We start from the raw sequence: 21,941 nt of genomic DNA, 5'->3' as shown, positions 1-21,941 counted from the left end.
TTGGCGAAAGGCGGGATAATACTCGCTGGTTTGATTAGAAAGAAATCACATGCCGTTCGCCCCTTCGTTCAGTGCCGGGAATATTCGCGGGATCATGTTCATGATCGCCGGGATATTCTTTATGAGTTCCATGGATGCGGTTGCCAAGTTTCTGGTGCAGGCGGATTATTCCGTCCCACAGATGCTGGCAATTCGCGGCGCGGTCCTGATACCGCTGCTGATCGTGTGGATGATGATGCGTGGCGGGCCGGGTATTCTGCGTACGCGACAAATCGGAACGCATGGCATCCGGGTTGTTTTCGGCGTCCTCGCCCCGTTGCTTTTCTTCCTGTCGTTGAAGGAGTTGCCGCTTGCGGACGCGACGGTGATCTTTTTTATCTCACCCTTTGTCATGACGGCACTTTCCGTGCCCCTGTTCGGCGAGAAGGTGGGCATTCATCGCTGGAGTGCGATCATGCTGGGATTTATCGGGGTGCTGATCGTCATGCAACCGACCAGCGGCGTGCTCAAGATGGATGCGCTGATGGTCATCGGCGCCAGCCTTTGCTATAGCGGTGTCATGCTGACCGGACGGGTGCTGAGCAAGACAGAGACAACATTTACAATCATCTTTTACAGCAATCTGGGAGTATTGATTGCCACGGCCTGTCTGGCCGTCTTTTTCTGGCATCCTATACCGCTTCAGGATGTTGCGCTGGTCGCGCTAATGGCCCTGCTGTCGCTCGCCGGGAATATCTGTCTGGTGAAGTCATTTGCGCTGGGGGAAGTCGGGGTGATCACGCCCTTCGAATATACCGGAATCTTCTGGGCGGTGATGCTTGGCTATCTCATCTTCGGTGATTTTCCGGGCCTGCATGTCTGGCTTGGCGTTGTCATCATTGCCGGAAGCGGCCTTTACATGATCTATCGCGAAAACCGCAAGCGCGCATAAAAAACGGCGGGGAAGGACCCCGCCGTTTTCACGCTTCACACAGATCGGCGATCAATCGCGCAGCAATTCATTGATGGATGTTTTGGAGCGTGTCTGCGCATCCACGGTCTTGACGATGACGGCGCAGTAAAGGCTGGGCCCCGGCGTTCCATCTGGGAGGGGCTTGCCGGGGAGGGAGCCCGGCACCACCACCGAATAGGCGGGGACGCGGCCGATATGGACGTCGCCGGTTTCACGGTTGATGATCTTGGTGGAGGCGCTGATGAAAACCCCCATGGACAGGACGGAGCCTTCCTCGACAATCACGCCTTCCACCACTTCGGAGCGGGCGCCGATGAAACAGTTATCCTCGATGATGACCGGATCGGCCTGCAGGGGTTCCAGAACGCCGCCGATGCCGACGCCGCCGGAAAGATGCACATTCTTGCCGATCTGCGCGCAGGAACCGACAGTCACCCAGGTATCGACCATGGTGCCGCTGTCCACATAGGCGCCGAGATTGACGAANCTCGGCATCAGGACNACATTGGGGGCGATATAGGCGCTNTTGCGNACNACGCAGTTCGGCACNGCGCGAAAGCCTGCTTCGCGAAAGCGGTTCTCGCCCCAGCCNTCAAACTTGCTGGGCACCTTGTCCCACCAGCTCGCATTGCTGCCCGGTCCGCCCGGNACGAGTTCCATNTCATTNAGNCGGAANGANAGCAGGACNGCNTTNTTGGCCCANTGNTTGACNNNCCAGCCATCCTTGCCNTTTTCNGCAACNCGGAGGGANCCNTTGTCGAGCGCCTCAAGCGTGGCGTCAACGGCGTCACGAACCTCGCCNTTTGTCGANATGGANATCTGGTCCCGGTTTTCCCAGGCGGTNTCAACGACCGGCTGCAACTGCGCTACTGTCATGGTTNTCCCTGATATCTGGTCAATTTGCGTTCGCGAGAAGATACCCGGCTATCGCAGGATGTCAATCTGCGGGACGGCTAAATTTTCATGTGCCGNTGTTNCGNTCATCAAGCAGNCGNGTCAGCCAGTCNCCCAGATCGTCAGTCNNGTAGTGAATATGGGCGTCAACGCCGCCATCGGCGGACCAATAACGATCATTGGGAATCCACACTGTCTTCATTCCCATGTCATGCGCCGGAGCAAGNTTGACCGCCATATCCTCAAACAGGACCGCCCGNTCNGGNTTGATATCNAATTCTTTGACCAGCTTTTCATAAACCGGCTTGTGAGGNTTTGGAAGATAGTCCGCCGCNGCAATATCAAAGATATGNTGGAAATGANGGTCNATGCCGAGCTGGGTNGAGACATTCTTGGCATGAAACAGNGAACCATTGGTNAAGATGATCCGNTTGCCCGGCAGCNTTTCNAGCGCNGCGCCAAGTTCCGGTGCGGCGGCNAGGTCGGANACATCAATATCATGNACATATTCAAGAAAGTCNGTCGGGTTGATCCTGTGAACCTGCATCAGGCCCCGCAGGGTCGTGCCATGTTCATGAAAATAGCTTTTCTGGAGCTTCTTTGCNTCAAGCAGATCAATCTGGAGCAATGTCGANATAAANTCGCCCATCTTCNTGTCGATNCTGGCGAACAGATTGGTCGCGGAGGGATAGAGGGTGTTGTCCAGATCGAAGATCCAGCTATCGATATTTTCNAAATCCTGCCAGCGGGGTGATGTCATCATGNCCNGACTGTGCCGCCATGAGGCGTCTGCGGCAAGCTGAAAACGANAAAATCCTGTCAGAATCTATTAATANCCTGTTAAGNTTGGATTCTCTATGATGNNGAAGCTAAACGAATTNATAATCTGTCGGGTGTTGCAATCATGACAGNGCATTCCAAACGGAATACGGATATCTCTCTNCGATATGAGGAAAACAAGGCGCGGGCGCTCAGCANCGAACTGNCCGTGCGNNCCGAGNTGGCNGCCNGTCAGGANACAGAGCCGGAAATCCTCTATTATCTGACGGAAGANGANGCGGATGACGTGCGNAGGAATCTTGCCAGNAATCCGTCAACGCCGACACAGGCCNATCTTATCCTGGCAACGGATGAGGANCTGGANGTGCGGATNGANCTTGCGCGCAAGATCTGNCGGCTGCTTCCCGANATCTCCGGCGAACAGGCCGNNATTCTGTTGCANCGNACGATNGAAGTCATCGAGATTCTGGCAAGGGATCAGACAAGCGCCGTNCGGGCGATTGTTGCCGAAACCCTGAAAGANACNATACGGGCGCCGCAAAATGTCGTNCTCAGNCTGGCGCAGGATGTCGANGAAATNGTNGCNAGCCCGATNNTGGAATATTCCCCGCTTCTCTCNGACAATGACNTGCTGGAAATCATGGCCAGCGGAATAGCCGCNGGCGCCCTGCCGGCGATTGCGNGGCGTCAGGATATCGGTGAAGAAGTTGCNGATGCNGTCGTTGCGCAGCTTGAANTNCCGGCAATCTCNGCNTTGCTCGCCAATCCTTCCGCTAAAATCCGTGAAGACACNCTCGATAAAATCATCGATCAGGCNGAAANNGCNGNNCCNCTNCATGAACCGCTGGTCATGCGGCTTAACCTGTCANTGCGCGCCATGCGGCGGATTGCCGGNTTTGTNGCTTTCTCCCTGGTTGAGGCNCTNGCGCAGCGCCACAATCTGTCGGANGAAANNGAAANGGANNTGAAAGCCATTGTCCGCAGCCGGATTGATGAAACCCGTGAGTTTACGGGAATTCCGGATGAAAANGGGCGNNTGTCGGCGGAAAGGCTNTTCGCTGAAGNCGCGCTTGGGGAAGAGGCCNTCAGTGATGCCGTGGAGGCAAAGGATCAGGAATTTGTNGCNGCGGCNCTGTCGCTTCGCAGNAANTTNAGTCCANAAAANGTNGCAACAATGCTCGCNTCNCGTAANGGCAAGGTGATCATNTCGCTTTGCTGGAANGCGGNNNTGNGTATGCGGCTTGCCTTCAGAATCCAGACAACNATCGCCCATGTGGCGCGTAAGGANATCGTCAACGCCCGTAACGGGATCGAATATCCCTTCACGCCCAAGGAAATGGACTGGCAGCTTTCCTTNTATGACGAATGAGNNCGCGCCAGATGCCGCGCGCGCGGCGCNTTAATCCTCGACGTCGGTGATCATGGTGCCAACCCCATGCTCCGTGAAGGTTTCAAGNAGCAGAACATGCGGTATGCGGCCATCCAGAATGGTTGCCGATTCCACNCCTTCCTCCAACGCATAGAGACAGGTNTCCAGCTTGGGGATCATGCCGCCAGCGATGGTGCCATCCTTCTGTAATTTCAATACTTCNGACGGNCTNAGCCGNTTGATCAGCTTCTTGTTTTTATCCAGAACACCCTCGACATCCGTCATCATGATCAGCTTGGTCGCCCCGATGGCGGCGGCGATATGNCCGGCCGCNGTGTCCGCATTGATATTGTAGGTCTGGCCGTTCGGNCCGACCCCGATGGGNGCNATAACGGGAATAACGTTGTTTTCCTCGAANCTTTCCAGAATTTCNGGNTTNATGCGGGTTGGCTCGCCGACAAACCCNAGATCCAGGATGCGTTCAATATTGCTGTCGGGATCGCGTTTTGTGCGGGTCAGCTTTTGNGCTTCGATCAGCTTGCCATCTTTNCCCGACAGGCCNATGGCAAGCCCGCCNGCGGAGTTGATGGAGGTTACNATNTTNTTGTTCAGCGATCCGGACAGGACCATNTCGGCGATTTCCACCGTNTGCTGGTCGGTCACCCTGAGCCCGTCGATAAAGGAACTGTTGATTTGCAGCCGTTGCAGCATGCTGCCGATCTGCGGCCCGCCGCCATGGACGATAACAGGATTGATGCCCACCTGTTTCAGCAGGGCGACATCGCGGGCAAACATATGTGACAGCTCTTCATCACCCATGGCATGGCCGCCATACTTGATGACGAATGTCTGGCCGTTGAAACGGTGCATATAGGGCAGGGCTTCCGAGAGGGTTCGCGCCTTGGCAAGCTGTTCCTCTACCGTCAGGGAATTTTCACTCATCGTTTAACCCGCCTCCTCCGCCAATGCTGCAAGCTCCGCACGGAGCATCTCTATGCCGTATCCCTTTGCGGAGCTTGTTGCCAGTATTTCCGGATGCGATGCCGGGCGTTTGGCAAGTTCCTCCCCGATTTTTGTTGTCAGTGATTCCACGTCACTTTTATTGCCCTTGTCAACCTTCGTCAGGATGATCTGATAGCTGACCGCGGCGGTATCCAGCATATCCATCACCTCGCGGTCGGAGGATTTGAGGCCGTGCCGCGAATCCACCAGCAGCAGCACCCGGCGCAATGCCGCCCGTCCGCGCAGATAACTGTTCACAAGATCCGTCCAGATATCAATTTTTTCTTTCGAAGCCTTGGCGTAGCCATGACCGGGCAAGTCAACGAGATAGAGCCTGCCGCCGAGGTCGAAAAAATTTATCTGCTGCGTCCGTCCCGGCGTATTGGAGGTGCGGGCAAGGGTGTTGCGGTTTGTGAGCGCATTGATCAGGCTGGATTTCCCGACATTGGAACGCCCGGCAAAGGCGACTTCGGTAATGCCGGGCGGTGGCAGCATGTCAAAACTCGCCGCGCCCGCAATGAACCGGCATTCCCTGGCGAAAAGCAGCCGCCCGGCTTCGATAAACCGGGCATGGCCTTCATCGGCTGGGTCTGTCGGGGCTGTCATGGATGCGCCCTTGTCAGCTCTTGTCCCCGGAAACGGAGACGCCCATCCGCTTCATGATCAGCCACTGCTGTGCCATGCTGAGAATGTTGTTCCATGTCCAGTAGATGACAAGGCCTGCCGGAAAGCTTGCCAGCAGATAGGTGAAGAAGAAAGGCATGAAGAGGAAAATCTTCGCCTGCACCGGATCGGCCGGCTGCGGGTTCAGCTTCTGTTGCAGGAACATGCTGACACCCATCAGGATCGGCAGGAAGCCAATCATCAGGAATTGCGGCGGATCCCAGGGGATAAGGCCGAACAGGTTGAAGACGGTCGTCGGATCGGGCGCCGCCAGGTCCTTGATATAGCCGAAGAAAGGTTGGTGGCGCATCAGCAGGGTAACGAACAGCACCTTGTAGAGCGCGAAGAAAATGGGGATCTGCAACAGGATCGGCAGACAGCCCGCCGCCGGGTTCGCCTTTTCCTTTTTATACAGCGCCATCATTTCCTGATTGAGCTTCTGCTTGTCATCGCCATACTTGTCGCGAAGCTTCAGCATTTCCGGCTGCAGCTTTTTCATCTTGCTCATCGACACATAGGATTTATGGGCGAGGGGGAGCAGGATAACCTTGATGATGACGGTCAGCGCCATGATGGCAAGGCCGAGGTTGCCGATCAGCTTGTCCAGAAACTCAAGGGCGAAATAGATCGGCTTGGTCAGGAAATAGAACCAGCCCCAGTCAATGGCGAGATCGAAGCGGGAAATCTTATACTGTTCTTCATAGGCATCGAGAACGGAGACTTCCTTGGCGCCCGCGAAAATCCTGTTGGTTACACCGGCCGTTTCACCGGCGGCAATGGTCACGCCCTGCTGGTTCAGGAAGTCCGTCTGATAACGGGCGCCCTGCGGGGCATAGGACATGCGCGCCTTGATATTGGCGTTCTGATCGGGGACGAGGGCGGTCAGCCAGAATTTGTCGGTTATGCCCAGCCAGCCCCCGGTCGAGGTGAAGTTTTGCGCTTTGCCATCTTCAAGATCGTCATAATCCACTTCTTCCAGCGTGTCGTTGAAGACGCCGACCGGTCCTTCATGCAGGATGTAGAAACCTGTCGTATCAGGCGTACCGTGCCGGGAAATCAGGCCGTAAGGATAAAGGGTAACCGGGTTTCCGCTGTTATTTTCGACCGTCTGTTCAATGGCGAACATGTAATGTTCATCAATTGAAATGGTGCGATGAAAGATCAGCCCTTCACCATTGTCCCAGGTCAGCTTCAGCGGTTTTTCCGGGGTCAGCTCCTCGGCCTCCGTGCTCCAGAGGGTCTGCGCGTTGGGTAGAGCCACGGTTGTGCCAGGAGCCGGGCTCCAGCCGAATTCGGCATAATAGGGGCGCGGGCTGCCGGCCGGGGACAGCAGCTTGATTTCGGGGCTTGTCGGATCAACAGTCTCCCGGTAGTCGATCAGGGTGAGATCATCGAGCCGTGCGCCGGTCAGCGAAACCGATCCATGCAGTGTCGGGGTGTATATCCGCACCCGATCAGCTTTTTGCAGGCTTTGTTCCCGGCTCATGGTGTTTTGCGTAGCCGGAAGCTGAGCATTGGGTATGGCCGCATCGCCGCCAGAGGCGGAGGGGACAGGTGTCGACCCGTCAGCGGCGCCGGACTGGGCCTGTTCCGCCTGTTGCTGCTCCTGTTCTATCTGCGGACCTTCGACAAAATACTGAAACCCGAAAATGATCAGGAAACAAAGAACAATCGCGAGGATCAGGTTTTTCTGGTCTGACATGGTTACAGTCCCAATGTTAATCAGTATGGGCGCGGGATGTCAGGTCTACCGCGCCATGATGACAGTTTTTATGCTTTTCGGGGACGGGATCAAAGCCCTGCCCGCCGAAAGGGTGGCATCGCGCGATCCGTCGCAGCGTCAGCCAGCTTCCCTTCATCGGGCCATGTGTCGCCAGCGCCTCAATAGCATAGGATGAACAGCTTGGATAGTAACGGCAACTCGCCGGTAGCAGGGGCGAGATGACATATTGGTACGCCTTGATCGGCAGCATCAGCAGGAAGACAGCGGCTTTGATGATCACGCTGTCCCCCGGTCTGTTGCTGTGCTCGCGCCGACTTTCTCCAGCGCCCGTCTCAGATCGAATGTCAGATCGGTAAAATCCCGCCCGAGAGAGCCCTGGCGGCCAATCAGTACGAAGTCCCATCCGCTTTGGGCATGATGCGGGATAACCTGATCCGCCGCCGCGCGAAGGCGACGCTTTATCCGGTTGCGGACAACCGCATTGCCCACCTTTTTGGTCACGGTAAAGCCGACGCGCGAAACATCTGCTTCACTCGTTTGTGCGCCACGGGCGGCCTGCAGCACCATACCCGGTGCTGCCCATTTGCGACGAACAGAGGCAACACGGAGGAATTCCGCGCGTTTTTTCAACCGCTCGACGCCAATCGGCATGATTTAGGCTGACAGGCTCTTGCGGCCTTTTGCCCGGCGATTGGCAAGAACCCGGCGACCACCGACCGTTGCCCGGCGTGCACGAAACCCATGGCGGCGCGTGCGAACAAGTTTGCTCGGTTGATATGTACGTTTCAAGAGACTTCTCCGTCGATCATCCGCGCAGTCTCGCGCGAAGGGAAAACAAGCCCCGCTGTATAAGGTCTCTCCCCCATGAAGTCAATGCAGGAGATGAATTTTGCGCCTATCTGTCGCAGGGTCGAGGTCAAATCGGCTCACGTTCGCTTGAGGCCGGATTTACCCGGCTATCACCGGGCGTCAAGATCGGATAAGTTACGCATTATAAATTAAAGCAATATTCCGCCGGATCTCCGTTGCCATCTTCATTCACAGGGACATATTCATGGCAGGTTTCAACAGGGGAAAAGCCGATAGTGACGAAGGGAATGATTCGTCTAAATCGCCCCTGTCCGGGAATGGGGCGCGCGCGCCTAAAAAATTCAGCTTTGGGCGGCTGATCCCGTTATGCGCCGTTCTGGCCGCCATCGCGGCTTTTTTCATCTTTGACCTTGATAGCTATCTGACATTTCGCGCGCTCAGTGATCATCGCGACCGGCTGCTGCATTTTGTTGCCGATAACTATGTCATTGCGGCGTTGCTGTATATGGCGCTTTATGTAGTGGTTGTGGCGCTTTCATTGCCGGGCGGCCTTCTCATGACGGTAACGGGGGGCTTTCTGTTCGGCTGGATCGCGGCCGGCGCCATGACCGTCTTTGCCGCGACGGCCGGTGCAACGCTGATATTCATGATTGCCGCAACCTCGCTGGGGGCGCCGCTGCGTGAAAAGGCCGGACCATGGCTGAAAAAGCTTGAAGACGGCTTTGCCGAAAATGCCATGAGTTATATGCTGTTCCTGCGCCTTGTCCCGTTATTTCCCTTCTGGCTGGTCAATATCGCGCCGGCGTTTCTGGGGGTTGGTCTCGGGACCTATATCATCGGGACGCTGGTCGGCATCATTCCCGGAACATTCGCCTTTGCGTATCTCGGGGGGAGTCTTGATAGTATTATACGGGAGCAGCAATCCGTCTATCAGGCCTGTCTCGACGCGGACCGGGCGGACTGTGTGCTGGATTTTCAGATTTCCTCGCTGGTGACGGGGGAGATTCTCGTCGCGCTCGCCGCCCTCGGGGCTATCGCGCTGCTACCGGTCGTCCTCAAAAAGTTCCGCAGGCCCCGGCAATAGGAGAAAAGGTCGCCATGGGAAGAAAGATCAAAGCGGATATCTGTGTGATCGGTGCGGGATCGGGCGGCTTGTCCGTCGCGGCCGGGGCCAGCCAGATGGGCGCTAAAACCGTCCTTGTTGAGGCTGCGAAAATGGGCGGTGATTGTCTCAATTATGGCTGCGTCCCGTCCAAGGCGCTGCTGGCGGCGGCGAAAAAAACCGCCGAGGCGCAGAATGCCGGGCCTTTCGGAATCAGGATCGCGCCACCGACCGTGGATTTTCCGAAAGTCATGGATCACGTCGCTGCGGTCATTGCCGCGATTGCTCCTCATGATTCGGTGGAGCGGTTTGAAGGCCTGGGCGTTACGGTAATTGAGGGGCAGGGAAGCTTCGTCTCAGAACGCGAGCTTGCCGTCGGGGCGGATCGCATTACTGCACGCCGGTTTGTCATTGCCACCGGTTCCCATGCCGTGATCCCGCCCATTCCGGGGCTTGCCGATATCAGCTACCTCACCAATGAGACCCTGTTCGATCTGCCGGAACTCCCCTCTCACCTGATCATAATCGGCGGCGGGCCGATTGGGCTTGAAATGGCGCAGGCTTTTGTGCGTCTGGGCTCACGGATCACGGTGCTGGAGGCCGCAACGGCGCTCGCGCGGGATGATCCGGAGTTGACGGCAGTTGTTCTTGCAGCCCTCCGGCGGGAAGGGGGGGATATCCGGGAGGGGGCGCGCGTCTCGTCAGTGCAGCAGGACGCGGGCGGAGAATTGCGCGTTACGCTGGAGGGGACGGATGGAAAAGAAGTGCTGGCCGGATCGCATCTGCTGGTCGCGACCGGCAGAGGGGCGACAGTTGCGGGTCTTAACCTGGAAGTGGCGGGCATCGAATATTCGCGCTCCGGAATAAAAACCGATGCCAGGTTACGGACGACAAACAAAAAGATTTTTGCCATTGGCGATGTGGCGGGGGGTCCGCAGTTTACCCATGCGGCGGGGTATCAGGCAGGCATCGTGATCCGCAACGCCCTGTTCCGGCTGCCAGCGAAGGCGAGTTACGAGGCGCTGCCGCATGTCACCTATACCGATCCGGAACTTGCCAGCGTCGGTCTGACCGAAGATCAGGCGCGCGAACGTCATGGCGATAAAATCAGGGTTCTGACCTGCCCGTTCAGCGACATTGACCGCGCCCGGACCGACCGGCTGGAGACAGGACTGATCAAGGTCGTCACCGGCCGTAGGGGGCGTATCCTTGGCGCGGGCATCGTCGGAACGCATGCCGGGGAACTCATTCATCCCTGGGTGCTGGCCATTTCCGGCGGTCTGAAAATTTCCGCCATGGCGAGCTATATCGCGCCTTACCCCACGCTTGGCGAAATTGGCAAGCGGGCAGCTGGCTCCTATTACACGCCCGGTCTGTTCAGCCCGCGCACCCGGGCACTTGTCCGCTTTCTGTCTCTCTTCGGCTAAATGGAAACGGATGTTTCCGGACCTCCTCTTCAGGTAGAGGTATCATTAAGTTGATGCGGGCCGATGTTTTGATTTATCGTTGGTAATGGCATTCTGGGATAAAATATTGGCGCCTTTTCGCAGCCTCTCGGCACGGTTGCTGGTGTTGACGCTGCTGTTCGTTATGCTGGCGGAAATTCTGATCTTTGTGCCCTCCATTGCCTTTTTCCGTCTCAATTATCTTGAAAAAAAGGTCGATTTTGCCCACCTCGCCACCCTTTCCCTGCTGGCGTCGCCGGATAATATGGTATCCGAGGAATTGCGTGAGGAGCTGCTGTTCCGCGTTGGCGCCCGCAGCGTTGTCCTGCATGGCGCGAATACCCGCCTGCTGATCCTGCGCGAGAATATGCCCTATATCATCGACGCGGAGTATAACCTGGCGGAGGACAACCCCTTCGGCCTGATTGAGGATGCCTTTGCAAGCCTGATCCGCGGGCCGGGCCGGATTATCCGGATCCTGAGCCCGATTGAGAATGAACCCAATTCCCAGCTGGAAGTCGTGATTGATGAGGCGCCGCTGATTCGGGAAATGTATAAATATGCCTGGAATATTTTCTGGGTTTCGCTGCTGATTTCGACCCTGACGGCCATTCTTGTCTATTTCGCCCTGCACTGGCTGATGGTCCGGCCGATGCGCCGCTTGAGCGAGAGTATGATCAGCTTTCGCCGGGCACCGGAAGATGTGCGCACCGCTTTTCTTCCCTCCGGGCGGAGCGATGAAATCGGCATTGCAGAGCGGGAGCTTGAGATCATGCAGACCCGCCTTCGCGCCGCGTTGAAGCAGAAGCAGCATCTGGTCGCCTTGGGAACGGCGGTTACCAAGATCAGCCATGATCTGCGGAACATTCTGTCCACGTCGCAGATCGTCAGCGACAGCCTGGCCCGGATCGAGGATCCGAAAGTGCAGAAAATCGTTCCGCGTTTGATGACCAGTATTGACCGGGCGATTGACCTTTGCACGCAAACCCTCAAATTCGGCCGGGCGGATGAGCGGGAGCCACGCAAGGAACGGTTTCTGCTGGAACCGCTGGTCAATGAGGTGAAGGCCTCGGTGGGTTTGCGCGAGAGCGAGAGCATTGACTGGAGAAACAGAATACCGTCGGGCATGATGCTCAATGCGGATCGTGAGCAGTTCTACCGCATTCTTCTTAACCTCAGCCGCAATGCCGTTCAGGCGATGGAGGGGAAGGGGACGCTTGAAATACACGCGCTCAGGGCCGGATCGCGCACCCTGATCCGGATTATGGATACCGGGCCGGGACTCCCTGAAAAAGCGAAAGCGCATTTGTTCGAGCCCTTTTCCGGATCGGCGCGGGCCGGGGGGACGGGGCTTGGGCTTTCCATCGTGCGCGAACTTGTCATCGCGCATGGCGGGGAAATCACGCTGGAACGGACGGGGCCATCCGGCACCATTTTTTGCATTGATCTGCCCGATTAACACAATTTAAACGGCGTCAAAATAATCTGTTTGCGGTTCAATTGTTTATTTCCGCCTGACAGGGACTTTATATATGGGGAAATCTCGCTTATGGACAGTCGTCCTGCTACTGGCCTTTGCGATATCGACAGGGGGCTGTTCCAGCGACATGTTCAAATCGGCGGATCAGAAGGTCGCCGGTGCGTTCGGTGAAACCTGTTCCTTCACGCATCTGTCAAAGGGCAAGGAGTTCTGCCCCGAGGTGGAGGGTGAGGCCGTGGTTCAGGCACCACTCTATTGTTACCGGTCGCTTGGTACGGTGGATTGCTACAGTGAGCCGAACCCCTATCTGAATGAACGCTCGCCCAGGGTCCGGAAAGTCCCGCCGCTCGCCTCCATGGGCGCGCCTTATGTCAGCGCGTCGGAATATCAGCGTCTGAAGGCCGAGGAAATTGACTGGAAGACAGAGGACTGATTTGCCTCTTTATCGGTTTTTCAGGAAACCATCGTGAAATCCTCTCATAAAGTTGCTACCTTATGCACAGGCAGAAAAGGAGCAGCGCACAATGACATGGAACCCGGAACAATATAATCTGTTCTCTGATCATCGGCTGCGCCCGGCGTTCGATCTGTTATCGCAGGTGCCGCTGAATGCCCCGACATTCATCTATGACCTTGGCTGCGGCACGGGTCATATCACATCCCTTCTCTCGCAGCACTGGAACGAGGCAATCGTCACGGGCGTTGATAATTCCGCGGAAATGCTGGCGAAGGCACGGGCGGATCATCCGTCCCTTGAATGGAAGCAGCAGGATATCGGCAGCTTCAGCCCGACCAGCAAAGCCAATCTGATTTTCAGCAATGCCGCCCTGCAATGGCTGGATAATCATGAGATCCTGTTTCCAAAACTGCTGACGCAGCTTCGTCCGGGCGGGGTTCTGGCGGTGCAGATGCCGAATAACTTCAACGCCCCGTCCCATGAAAATCTCTACGATCTCGCGCGCTCCCCCGAATGGTATGATCGCCTTGGCTCCCTTGTCCGCCCCGCGCCCGTGCACAAGATCGACTGGTATTTCGAACTGCTCTCGCCGCTGGTCGAGAAAATCAATATCTGGGAGACAACCTATTTTCAGGTGTTGAAGGGAAAGGATGCGGTGCTGGAATGGACGCGGGGCACGGCGTTGCGGCCGTTTCTTGCCGCGCTTAAGCCCGAGGAAGCGGCGATTTTCGAAAGTCAGTATGCGGAGCGCCTGCTGCAGGCCTACCCGATGCGGCAGGATGGCGCGACCATTTATCCTTTCTCCCGCCTCTTTATTGTCGTTCAGGTGGCGGGCGGATAGGCCTTATCTGTCGAGAACGACGCCTTCACGTCGCGGATCCGCGCCGCCGGTCACGCCGTCCGGCGTGATGCGAATGGCGTGCAGCCCGCTGTTGAGGGGGCGGACATTGACTTTATATCCCATCTCTTCGAGCGCGGATTGCAAATCGGCGACGGGGGTGTCTTTCTCCAGTTCCAGGGCGCCATTGCGGTTGATAAAATGCGGCATGTCAATGGCGGCGCCGATATCCATCTTCCAGTCGAGCGCGGCGATCAGCGTTTTCAGAACATAGCCGATGATCCGCCCGCCGCCGGGAGAGCCGATGACCATTTCCAGATTGCCGTCGGCGTCAAAGACCATCGTGGGTGACATGGAGCTGCGCGGGCGTTTGCCGGGCTCAACGCGGTTGGCGACGGGGCCGTCTTCCGTTCTCGGGTGAAAGGAGAAGTCCGTCAGCTGGTTATTGAGGATGAAGCCTCCTGTCATCAGGCGGGAGCCGAAGGCATTCTCCACCGATGTGGTCATGGAAACGGCGTTGCCGAAACTGTCGAGGATGCTGAAATGGCTGGTGGAGGGGAGCTCGATGGCATCGTCGATCCCGAGAGACCCCTGCCTTTCCAGCGGTGTGCCGGCCGCAAAGGGGAGAGGCGATTCGCCCGGCTGGATCAGCGCGGCGCGCTGTTTGATATAGCCGGGCGCCAGCAATGCCGTGACCGGGACATCCACGAAATCCGCATCTGCGAGGTATTTCCCCCGGTCGGCGAATGCAAGCGCACTGGCCTGTGCAATCAGGTCAATGGCTTCGGCGCTGGCCGGGGGCAGAGCGCCGATATTCTGCCCCTCCAGCAGCCGGAGCATTTGCAGCAGCGTAACGCCGCCGGAGGTGGGCGGCCCCATGCCGCAGACTTGATAGGCGTGATAGGGGGCGCAGACCGGATCGCGCTTGACGGCGCGGTAGCTTGCGAGATCATCGAGAGAGAGAAGGCCGGGGTTTTCCGCATCCTGCTGCACGGTATCGACAATCGCCGCGGCAATATCCCCCTGATAAAAGGCCGCGGCACCTTCTTCCGCGATAACCGTGAATGTATCCGCAAGTGCGGGGTTTTTAAGCCGGGTTTCGACCGCTTTGGCCTTGCCTTCCCCGTCATAAAAGTAAGCGCGGGCGGCGGATTTTGTTTTGAGATGCTCATCCCGGTCGAGCAGGAAATAAAGCCGCGGCGAGATCAGAAAGCCATCCCGGGCCAGCCGGATTGCGGGCTCAAACAGCTCGCGCCACTCAAGTTTGCCGTGATCGCGATGGGCCATCTCCAGCAGGGCGAGGACGCCCGGCGCCCCGACGGAACCACCGCCGACGACGGCCTCATAAAATTTCTTCGCCTCCCCCTCCGCGGTCAGGAAATGATCTTCCCGGATGCTGGCCGGGGCGGTCTCCCGGCCATCATATGTTTCCAGTTTTTTATCAGCCGCATCGAAATGCAGCATAAACGCGCCGCCGCCAATGCCGGAGGATTGCGGCTCCACCAGCGTCAGGACCATCTGCGTTGCGATTGCCGCATCGACGGCGCTGCCGCCGCGCGCAAGGATATCACGCCCCGCCTCGGCCGCCAGCGGGTTGGCGGCCGCGATCATGAATGTCCCCGTCTCCGCCGCCACGGGGGCTTTGTGCAGGGCAACAAACAGGATCACGACCGGTAACAGCAGGCGGGGGGAGATATATCTGTTTCCCATAAAACAATCCTTTTCCTGTTTTTGCGGCAGGTGCGAAGATAAGTTGACCCGCTGGCATGCCAAGGCTAACGTTTCGGAAATAAACATAAAAGATGAAACACATGAGCAAGCCCGGCGCCAGAAATCTTATCACAGATGTGGACGGCATAAAAATCGGCAATGCCGAAGATGCGGAGGTTATGACCGGGGTGACCGCGGTCGTGCCGGATGCGCCTGCGGTTGCCGGGGTGGATGTGCGCGGCGGCGGTCCCGGCACGCGGGAGACGGAAGTTCTCAATCCCGATTGCCTGGTGGATCGGGTGGATGCCATCGTTTTAAGCGGCGGGTCCGTCTATGGGCTGGAGGCGGCCTCCGGCGCGATCATGGCGCTGGCGCGTCAGGGACGGGGGTTTGAGACCCGCAGCGTGCGTGTGCCGATTGTCCCCTCCGCCATTCTGTTTGATCTGGTCAATGCGGGGAACAAGGACTGGGGCGACATGCCGCCCTATCGTGAGCTGGGCAAGCAGGCGGTTGATACTGTTCGTGAGGATTTCGATCTTGGCAATATCGGGGCGGGCTACGGCGCCATGGCGGGCAAGCTGAAGGGTGGCCTTGGCAGCGCCTCGCTCGTTACGGAGGATGGCCTTCAGGTGGGTGCGGTCATCGCCGTCAATCCGGTCGGCAGCGTTCTCATTCCCGGCACCCGGCATTTCTGGGCCTGGCCGTTTGAGCAGCAGGGGGAGTTCGGCGGGTTCGGAGCGCCGGACTTGCGCGGGGATCTGCCGCTCGACATGCCCGCAGAATCACGCCTTGCGGAAAATACGACCATTGGCGTTGTGGCGACCAATGTCGCCCTTACGAAATCAGACATGCAGCGCATCGCGATTATGGCCCATGACGGCTTCGCCCGCGCAATTAGGCCTGTACATACCCCCTTTGACGGCGATAGTATTTTTGCATTGTCGACAGAGAAGAAAGAACTGTCGGGGCCGCGGCCCTATATCATAGCCAAGATCGGCGCAATGGCCGCAGATTGTGTTGCCCGTTCGGTTGCCCGCGCTGTCTATCACGCCAGAAGTCTGGGCGGGCTACCGGGATTTATGTCGTAACCTTTCAAAGCTTCATTTTAGGGAGAAAGAGTCTATGAAGAGAATGTTTATCGCCGCCGCTGTTGCGGGTGCCATTCTGGCTCCGTTTTCGGCCATGGCTGCAAAGGACAGCGTTGTCTTTGCCCAGCAACTGGAGCCCCCGGGGCTTGATCCGCGCACCGGCGCCGCCGCTGCGATTTCACTGACAACCCTTTACAATGTCTATGAGGGGCTGACCCGGATTGACGGCGACGGCATGGTGCAGCCGCTGCTCGCCAAAAGCTGGACGATCAGCGACGATGGCCTGACCTATACCTTCAAGCTGGAAGAGGGCGTTAAATTCCATGACGGCGCAGATTTTGACAGCTCCGACGTGAAATATACCTTTGAAGCGAACAAGGCCGAAGGCAGCCAGAACAAGCGCAAAGACCGCTTCGAGGTGATGGAAAGCATCGAGACGCCCGACGCCAATACGGTTGTCATCACGCTGAAGGAGCGCCGCCCCGATCTGCTGGAGCAGCTTGGCGAATCCACGGCTGTCATCGTTGATCCGGCGACCGACGCAAATAACGCAACGGCCCCTGTCGGCACAGGCCCCTACAAGTTTGAAAGCTGGACCAAGGGCGATAATCTGAAGCTGACCGCCGCGGACACCTATCGCGACAAGGACAACCTGCCGATCAAGGAAGTGACGATCCGTTTCATCGGGGATGGCACGGCGCGTCTTGCGGCGCTGCTGTCGGGCGATGTGGATGCAACGGATGTCCCGCCGGAGCTGCTGTCCAATGATGCGCTGAAAGATGGTTACAATGTCATCATCGGCAATACGAACGGCGAGGTGATCGTCAGCACCAATAATGCCAATCCGGCCCTTTCCAAGCTGAAGGTGCGTCAGGCGATTGCCCATGCCATCAACCGGCAGGAAGTAATTGATGGCGCGATGTTCGGATATGGCACGCCGATCGGGACGCATTTCGCCCCGCATCATCCCGATTATGTCGATCTGACCGGCACCTATCCGTTTGATCCGGAGCTGTCCAAAAAGCTGCTGGCCGAAGCCGGATATCCGGATGGTCTTGAGCTGTCATTCAAGCTGCCTCCCGTTGAAAACTACGCCCGTCAGGGTGGCCAGATTATCGCGGCCCAGCTTGAAAAAGCCGGTTTCAAGATCAATATCGAGAATGTTGATTGGCCGAAATGGCTCGATGAAGTCTACAAGAACAAGAATTATGACCTCTCCATCGTCGCGCATGTGGAGCCGATGGATATCGGCATCTATACCCGCGACAACTATTATTTCAACTACAAGAATCCGAAGTTGAATGAAACTGTTGCGGCGGCCGAATCTGCGGCGTCCCCGGAAGAGCGGACGAAGCTGTTGCAGGAAGCACAGAAGATCCTCGCCGAGGATGCGGTGAACGGGTATGTCTTCCAGCTTCCGCGGATTATCGTGGCCCGTCAGGGGCTGAACGGCGTCTGGAAGGACCTGCCGCTGTTCGCAACCGATGTGGCCCGCATGAGCTGGAGCGACTGATCCGTCGCTTCTGATATCATAGGCAAACAAAAAACCCGCTGGTGAAAACCAGCGGGTTTCTTTCTGAAGGATCGAGACGACAATCGTCCTTCATCGCGGGAACGGACCCCGCGGGCCGTCTGCATCAGGCGGCGAGGTATTTCTCCAGATCGTCGGCGCTGCCGATCTTCTGGCCATCAATGAAAACCTGCGGCGCGGTCAGGGCGCCCGCAACGGCGCGGAGCGAACGGAATGTCGCACCGGAGCCAAGTACAATTTCCTCATACTGCAGGCCTGCTTTTTCCAGCAGCCCCTTGGCGCGGGCGCAATGGCCACAGCCGGGCTTGGTGAAGACAGTGACGGCCTTCGGCTTGGCGGCCGACGGATTGATGTGGTTGAGCATCGTGTCGGCGTCGGAAACCTCGAACGGGTCGCCTTCAACGTCGGGCTCGATAAACATTTTCTCAACAACGCTGTCATTGACCAGCATGGAATAGCGCCAGCTCCGCTTGCCGAAACCGAGGTTTTCCTTACCCACAAGCATGCCCATGCCTTCGGTAAACTCGCCGCTTCCATCCGGAACAAAGGTGATGTTTTCCGCTTTCTGGTCCTTTTTCCATTCATTCATGACGAAGGTGTCATTGACGGACAGGCAGACAATGCGGTCAACGCCGCTGGCCTTGAAAACCGGCGCCAGTTCGTTATAGCGGGGCAGATGGGATGAAGAACAGGTCGGTGTAAAGGCGCCGGGAAGGGCGAAAACAATGACCTTCTGGCCTTTGAACAGTTCATCCGTGGTCAGATCACACCATGCGTCCCCTACGCGGGTTTTAAAGGTGACGTTCGGGACTTTCTGGCCTTCCATATTTTTCATCTCTAACAGCTCCAATGAATTTGTGATTAACGATGCCCTACATATAATTGCCTGAATATTTTGTGCAAGTAATTTTTAGAATTATTTTAACTGAAAAAGGAAAGAGGCGGGATGGATAAAATTATCCCTTTTCCGGCAATATGTTAGCGGTCGAAGGTGGCCGTCCCGCCGTTTACATTGGCGATGATATTTCGCAGGAGTCGTCTTCGGTGGTTGGATCAGCGAAGATAGATATGCACTTCGTTAGAGGCGACATTGGCGTTCGCCGTGCTGGACAGCGCCACGCGAGAGGCCGGAAGCCCCATATCCGTCAGAGAGCGCAACACCCGCTCGGCATTGCGGGCGGCGCGCGCCTGATTGCCGGCAAGATCGCCAGAGAGAGGGGCGATGGAGACGACATCGAAGCTGGATTGCGGCCGTTCCTGCAAGGCCCGGCTGATGGCGTCATACAGCGCGTTTTCATAGGCCACGTCATCCCGGTCGAAGCGGATAATGACAAGCGCCTGCCGCCCGTCCCTTGCGGGCTGGTCAAGCTTGGCTGTTTCAAGGCCTTTGCGCGTGCTGGCGCTGCTGCCGAGAAAGCCGCCATTCTTGATGGCAATCGACGTGTTGGTGAGATTCATCCGCTCCGTCCCCACATAGGCGGTCTGGCGGTTGATATCATTGGTCAGTTGCGACAGCAGCCGGTTGGCCAGCACCGACGTGCGGCTTGTCTCATCTTCCAGGATGGTGAGCTGACGGTGGTCTTCCTCGATCGCGCCGCTGAGATCAAAAGCGGACTGCACCGATTCGAGCAGGAAGCCGACTTCACCCGCATCCTCCGCGACGGTATTGGCCAGGCTGTTCATCCGGGAGACATCCGCGGCGATGCGTTCCAGATCCTTTTGCGCCTCGTTCCACTGATTGATCAGAATGGGGTTGCCTTTGGTTGTACCAATTTGCAGGCGCTGGTTAATGGCGGCCATGGTGCCGTGGTAGCGCTGTGACGTGGTGGTGGTGGACGCCTCGATGGTTTCATACTCGCTGCTGCCCTGATCTATCCGCGCTTGCAGGGCACGAAGATTGCCCCGCAATGTTTCGACCCGCTGGCCGACAACCGTCCCCGTTGCAGGCGCCGAGGTGACGGGCGGCAGATCGAACCGTCCGGCGACGCTGCTGGCGGGCGCCGGGGCGGCCGCGTCTGCCGACGCGCCGGAAGCGCTCGAAATCGGGCCGGAGGGTTTCATGGCGCGGATGTCTTCCGGCGATAGCTTCGCCGCGGCGTCTGCTTTTTCTGCCTCACTCGCCACCGTTTGCGACGGCGCCGGATCACCGGTGAGCGGAGGAAGCAACGTTTCATCTATAAAGGAGCAACTCGCAAGAAGGAGAGCGGCGCTGATGGCAACGGGGCGGGTAAGGTTGAATACCATGGTTGTAAAACACTCTTTGTTTCTATGCGCGCAATATCCCGAAGCGGCAGGGAAATCCCCCATCCGGGCCGGGCGGTTACGGGTAACCGGAAATCAGGGCCGATAGTATCCAATGTACAGCGTGGCGACAAGAACCGATTTCGCGGCAACTTTTTACGCAAATGCGGTTTAATCGCTTGCAATGCCCCCCCCTTTTGATTAATTTCCCGATCCGCAGGCGGCCGCAAGCAACAAGTTGCCCCGCCATCAACGAGAGTAAGCACCGGTAGCTCAGCTGGATAGAGCACCAGACTACGAATCTGGGGGTCGGGAGTTCGAATCTTCCCCGGTGCGCCATTTCCAAATTTCCACTGCAAATATCCCCTAACATCTTGAATGGTAAGGATATTTCTGGTGTTCGAAAACCGCTTTCGCGGTCATACGCCAGTTGGTCCGCAAAGGCCAGTTTGAGGACCGTTTGACGGTGCTCAATGCTGCCGTTTTCCCAAATATTCCAAGGGTTTGCCAGAAACGTCATCGAGTGTTCGAACGTCTCCTCATAGGTAGCCAGCGGTGTGCCGCATTTTTCGATCCGCTCGCGGATAATCATGCGATCCGTTTCTAGATCACCGATGCGCTTCTCATAGGCTCGGATAACGGATTCGCTGTCAGCTTCCACAAGCCGATCCATAAGCTGAGCGATCTTGCGCTCGATCTGCGAAAGCTCGGCCTTCACCGACTTGCCTTGTTCTTTCATCGTCTTGGCACGCTGATCCCACAGGTCACGGAACAAAGACGAAGCCCACTCGAAAAGCTCTGCTGATGGCCTCAGCGCCTTTAGAAGCGCTTCAAACTCTTCTTCAACAAGCTCGCGGCGGATCGACTTGCCCTTCGCTGCACAGTCCTTCTGGCGGCAGAGATAGTAAGGGTAGTGAGCGGCCTTCCCCTTTGACCAGTTCGCAGTAAGGGGCGTCCCGCAGCAGCCGCATAGGACGAAACCGCGAAGCGGGAAATCTTGGCTTATGTCTTTGCGCGCAGGTACGCGGGCGGTGCCGTTCAAACGATTCTGAATGGTCTTGAATGTTTCAAGACTGATAAGGCCCTCGTGCTTTGCAGGACGGAATGAGACATCCCATTTCGGAAGCTCCAAGTAGCCCGCGTAGAGCGGCTGCGTCAGAAAATCATTGACCCGTTGGTTCGTGACCTCGCCGCGCGGTGTCTTCGGAAACTCGGGTTGTGCTTCGAGGAAACGTTTCACTTCAGCCTGCGTCGAGAAACGCTCGCAGGCGTAACCCTCCAAAGCCTCTCTCAGGATTGATGCGCAGGGCTCGTCGGGAAGCAGGACCTTCCCTTGTCCACTGACACGCTCGTATTTGTATCCAACGGGGGCATGGAAGACCCAGTAACCGTTGAGCGCGCGCGCTCGCATGCGGTTTAGAGTTTGTTCGCCGTTCTTCTGGCGCTGGTGCTGAGAAACGCTTGCGAGCAGGTTTTCAATGAGCTGGCTGTCACTGTCTTCGCCGAATTCAAGCGTCGGGGATTCAAGGATGCCGCCCGCTTTGCTGATCGCTGCACGAAGTTCGAGATGGGCTTGTATGCCACGGGCGAGGCGGCTGATATCGTCGATGATCACAACATGCGGCTGGCGTCGGTTCTGACGTAGGAAAGACAGCATAGCTTGCATGCCTGGGCGATTGATCAGGCCGCCGGAGGCGTCATCAGTAAACACCTGAACGACGTCATGGCCACGGAAGGATGCATACTCTCGGCACCGTGTTTCCTGAGAGTGCAAGCCAGTGCCGCGCGTGGTCTGCTTGGTGTCTGACACACGACAATAAATTACGGCTTTGCTGCTTCCATTCTTGCCTTTCATC

The 21,941-nt window shown here is 57.2% G+C and carries 19 protein-coding genes, 1 tRNA gene and 2 pseudogenes; 10 read left to right on the top strand and 12 right to left on the bottom strand.

The annotated features are described in order from the left end of the window. The first annotated feature begins 49 nt into the window (after positions 1-49). Positions 50-931 (top strand): DMT family transporter, encoded by an 882-nt coding sequence (locus CMN55_RS06940; protein WP_293948833.1) that lies wholly within the window; start codon positions 50-52, stop codon positions 929-931. A gap of 51 nt (positions 932-982) precedes the next feature. Here the strand turns inward: CMN55_RS06940 and dapD are convergent, their stop codons facing one another. Both dapD and CMN55_RS17110 read right to left on the bottom strand, forming a co-directional pair. Next, complete coding sequence (gene dapD, locus CMN55_RS06935) at positions 983-1,828, bottom strand: 2,3,4,5-tetrahydropyridine-2,6-dicarboxylate N-succinyltransferase (protein WP_293948831.1); 846 nt, start codon at positions 1,826-1,828, stop codon at positions 983-985. Between the two features lie 85 nt (positions 1,829-1,913). Then, on the bottom strand, positions 1,914-2,606 hold the full coding sequence (locus tag CMN55_RS17110; protein WP_366932003.1) for a pyrimidine 5'-nucleotidase: 693 nt from the start codon (positions 2,604-2,606) through the stop codon (positions 1,914-1,916). Positions 2,607-2,750: 144 nt separating this feature from the next. Between CMN55_RS17110 and CMN55_RS17105 the strand changes: the two are divergent. Next, positions 2,751-3,995 (top strand): annotated as a pseudogene (locus CMN55_RS17105) (DUF2336 domain-containing protein). A gap of 30 nt (positions 3,996-4,025) precedes the next feature. Here the strand turns inward: CMN55_RS17105 and argB are convergent. The 6 genes from argB to rpmH are packed head-to-tail and all read right to left on the bottom strand — an operon-like array spanning position 4,026 to position 8,172. Then, positions 4,026-4,937, bottom strand: coding sequence for an acetylglutamate kinase (argB, locus tag CMN55_RS06930; RefSeq protein WP_293948829.1), 912 nt, complete (start codon positions 4,935-4,937; stop codon positions 4,026-4,028). 3 nt (positions 4,938-4,940) lie between these two features. Then, positions 4,941-5,603, bottom strand: coding sequence for a ribosome biogenesis GTP-binding protein YihA/YsxC (gene yihA / locus CMN55_RS06925; RefSeq protein WP_293948827.1), 663 nt, complete (start codon positions 5,601-5,603; stop codon positions 4,941-4,943). A gap of 13 nt (positions 5,604-5,616) precedes the next feature. Further along, on the bottom strand, positions 5,617-7,362 hold the full coding sequence (gene yidC / locus CMN55_RS06920) for a membrane protein insertase YidC (protein ID WP_293948825.1): 1,746 nt from the start codon (positions 7,360-7,362) through the stop codon (positions 5,617-5,619). Positions 7,363-7,378: 16 nt separating this feature from the next. Next, positions 7,379-7,663, bottom strand: a complete 285-nt coding sequence (gene yidD, locus CMN55_RS06915; RefSeq protein ID WP_293948823.1) for a membrane protein insertion efficiency factor YidD — start codon at positions 7,661-7,663, stop codon at positions 7,379-7,381. Beyond that, entirely contained in the window at positions 7,660-8,034 is a 375-nt protein-coding gene (gene rnpA / locus CMN55_RS06910; protein WP_293948821.1) for a ribonuclease P protein component, read from the bottom strand. The genes yidD and rnpA overlap by 4 nt, the downstream gene beginning before the upstream one ends. Positions 8,035-8,037: 3 nt before the next feature. Beyond that, positions 8,038-8,172 (bottom strand): 50S ribosomal protein L34, encoded by a 135-nt coding sequence (rpmH, locus tag CMN55_RS06905; RefSeq protein ID WP_293948819.1) that lies wholly within the window; start codon positions 8,170-8,172, stop codon positions 8,038-8,040. Positions 8,173-8,437: 265 nt separating this feature from the next. Here rpmH and CMN55_RS06900 point away from each other — a divergent pair, with 265 nt between their 5' ends. The 5 genes from CMN55_RS06900 to CMN55_RS06880 all read left to right on the top strand — a co-directional run bounded on the left by CMN55_RS06900 (position 8,438) and on the right by CMN55_RS06880 (position 13,518). Beyond that, complete coding sequence (locus tag CMN55_RS06900; RefSeq protein WP_293948817.1) at positions 8,438-9,277, top strand: TVP38/TMEM64 family protein; 840 nt, start codon at positions 8,438-8,440, stop codon at positions 9,275-9,277. Between the two features lie 14 nt (positions 9,278-9,291). Then, a complete protein-coding gene (locus tag CMN55_RS06895; RefSeq protein ID WP_293948815.1) occupies positions 9,292-10,722 on the top strand; it encodes a dihydrolipoyl dehydrogenase family protein in 1,431 nt (476 codons plus the stop codon). Positions 10,723-10,828: 106 nt separating this feature from the next. After that, on the top strand, positions 10,829-12,199 hold the full coding sequence (locus CMN55_RS06890; RefSeq protein WP_293948813.1) for a sensor histidine kinase: 1,371 nt from the start codon (positions 10,829-10,831) through the stop codon (positions 12,197-12,199). Between the two features lie 73 nt (positions 12,200-12,272). Beyond that, entirely contained in the window at positions 12,273-12,653 is a 381-nt protein-coding gene (locus CMN55_RS06885; RefSeq protein WP_293948811.1) for a hypothetical protein, read from the top strand. 91 nt (positions 12,654-12,744) lie between these two features. Next, positions 12,745-13,518, top strand: coding sequence for a methyltransferase domain-containing protein (locus CMN55_RS06880; RefSeq protein WP_293948809.1), 774 nt, complete (start codon positions 12,745-12,747; stop codon positions 13,516-13,518). Positions 13,519-13,521: 3 nt separating this feature from the next. Here the strand turns inward: CMN55_RS06880 and ggt are convergent, their stop codons facing one another. Next, entirely contained in the window at positions 13,522-15,225 is a 1,704-nt protein-coding gene (gene ggt / locus CMN55_RS06875) for a gamma-glutamyltransferase (protein ID WP_293948806.1), read from the bottom strand. A gap of 101 nt (positions 15,226-15,326) precedes the next feature. Here ggt and CMN55_RS06870 point away from each other — a divergent pair, with 101 nt between their 5' ends. Together CMN55_RS06870 and CMN55_RS06865 are read left to right on the top strand one after the other, a co-directional pair. Continuing rightward, positions 15,327-16,313 (top strand): P1 family peptidase, encoded by a 987-nt coding sequence (locus CMN55_RS06870; RefSeq protein ID WP_293948805.1) that lies wholly within the window; start codon positions 15,327-15,329, stop codon positions 16,311-16,313. A gap of 34 nt (positions 16,314-16,347) precedes the next feature. Continuing rightward, the gene (locus tag CMN55_RS06865; RefSeq protein ID WP_293948804.1) at positions 16,348-17,826 is read left to right on the top strand and encodes an ABC transporter substrate-binding protein; all 1,479 of its coding nucleotides are present in this window, start codon (positions 16,348-16,350) and stop codon (positions 17,824-17,826) included. Between the two features lie 124 nt (positions 17,827-17,950). On the opposite strand, the gene CMN55_RS06860 is transcribed toward CMN55_RS06865, so the two are convergent. Together CMN55_RS06860 and CMN55_RS06855 are read right to left on the bottom strand one after the other, a co-directional pair. Further along, positions 17,951-18,679, bottom strand: a complete 729-nt coding sequence (locus CMN55_RS06860) for a glutathione peroxidase (protein WP_293948803.1) — start codon at positions 18,677-18,679, stop codon at positions 17,951-17,953. A gap of 218 nt (positions 18,680-18,897) precedes the next feature. After that, a complete protein-coding gene (locus CMN55_RS06855; RefSeq protein WP_293948801.1) occupies positions 18,898-20,088 on the bottom strand; it encodes a hypothetical protein in 1,191 nt (396 codons plus the stop codon). Between the two features lie 259 nt (positions 20,089-20,347). Here CMN55_RS06855 and CMN55_RS06850 point away from each other — a divergent pair. Beyond that, positions 20,348-20,424: transfer RNA gene (locus CMN55_RS06850), tRNA-Arg, on the top strand. A 493-nt stretch (positions 20,425-20,917) separates the two neighbouring features. Here the strand turns inward: CMN55_RS06850 and CMN55_RS17100 are convergent. Continuing rightward, positions 20,918-21,940, bottom strand: a pseudogene (locus tag CMN55_RS17100) (recombinase family protein); the annotation flags it as partial. Between the last annotated feature and the right edge of the window lies 1 nt (position 21,941).

Source organism: Sneathiella sp., from assembly GCF_002694385.1.
Lineage (GTDB): Bacteria > Pseudomonadota > Alphaproteobacteria > Sneathiellales > Sneathiellaceae > Sneathiella.
Note: the sequence above shows the minus strand (reverse complement) of the source record. Positions and strands in the feature narration are given on the sequence as shown.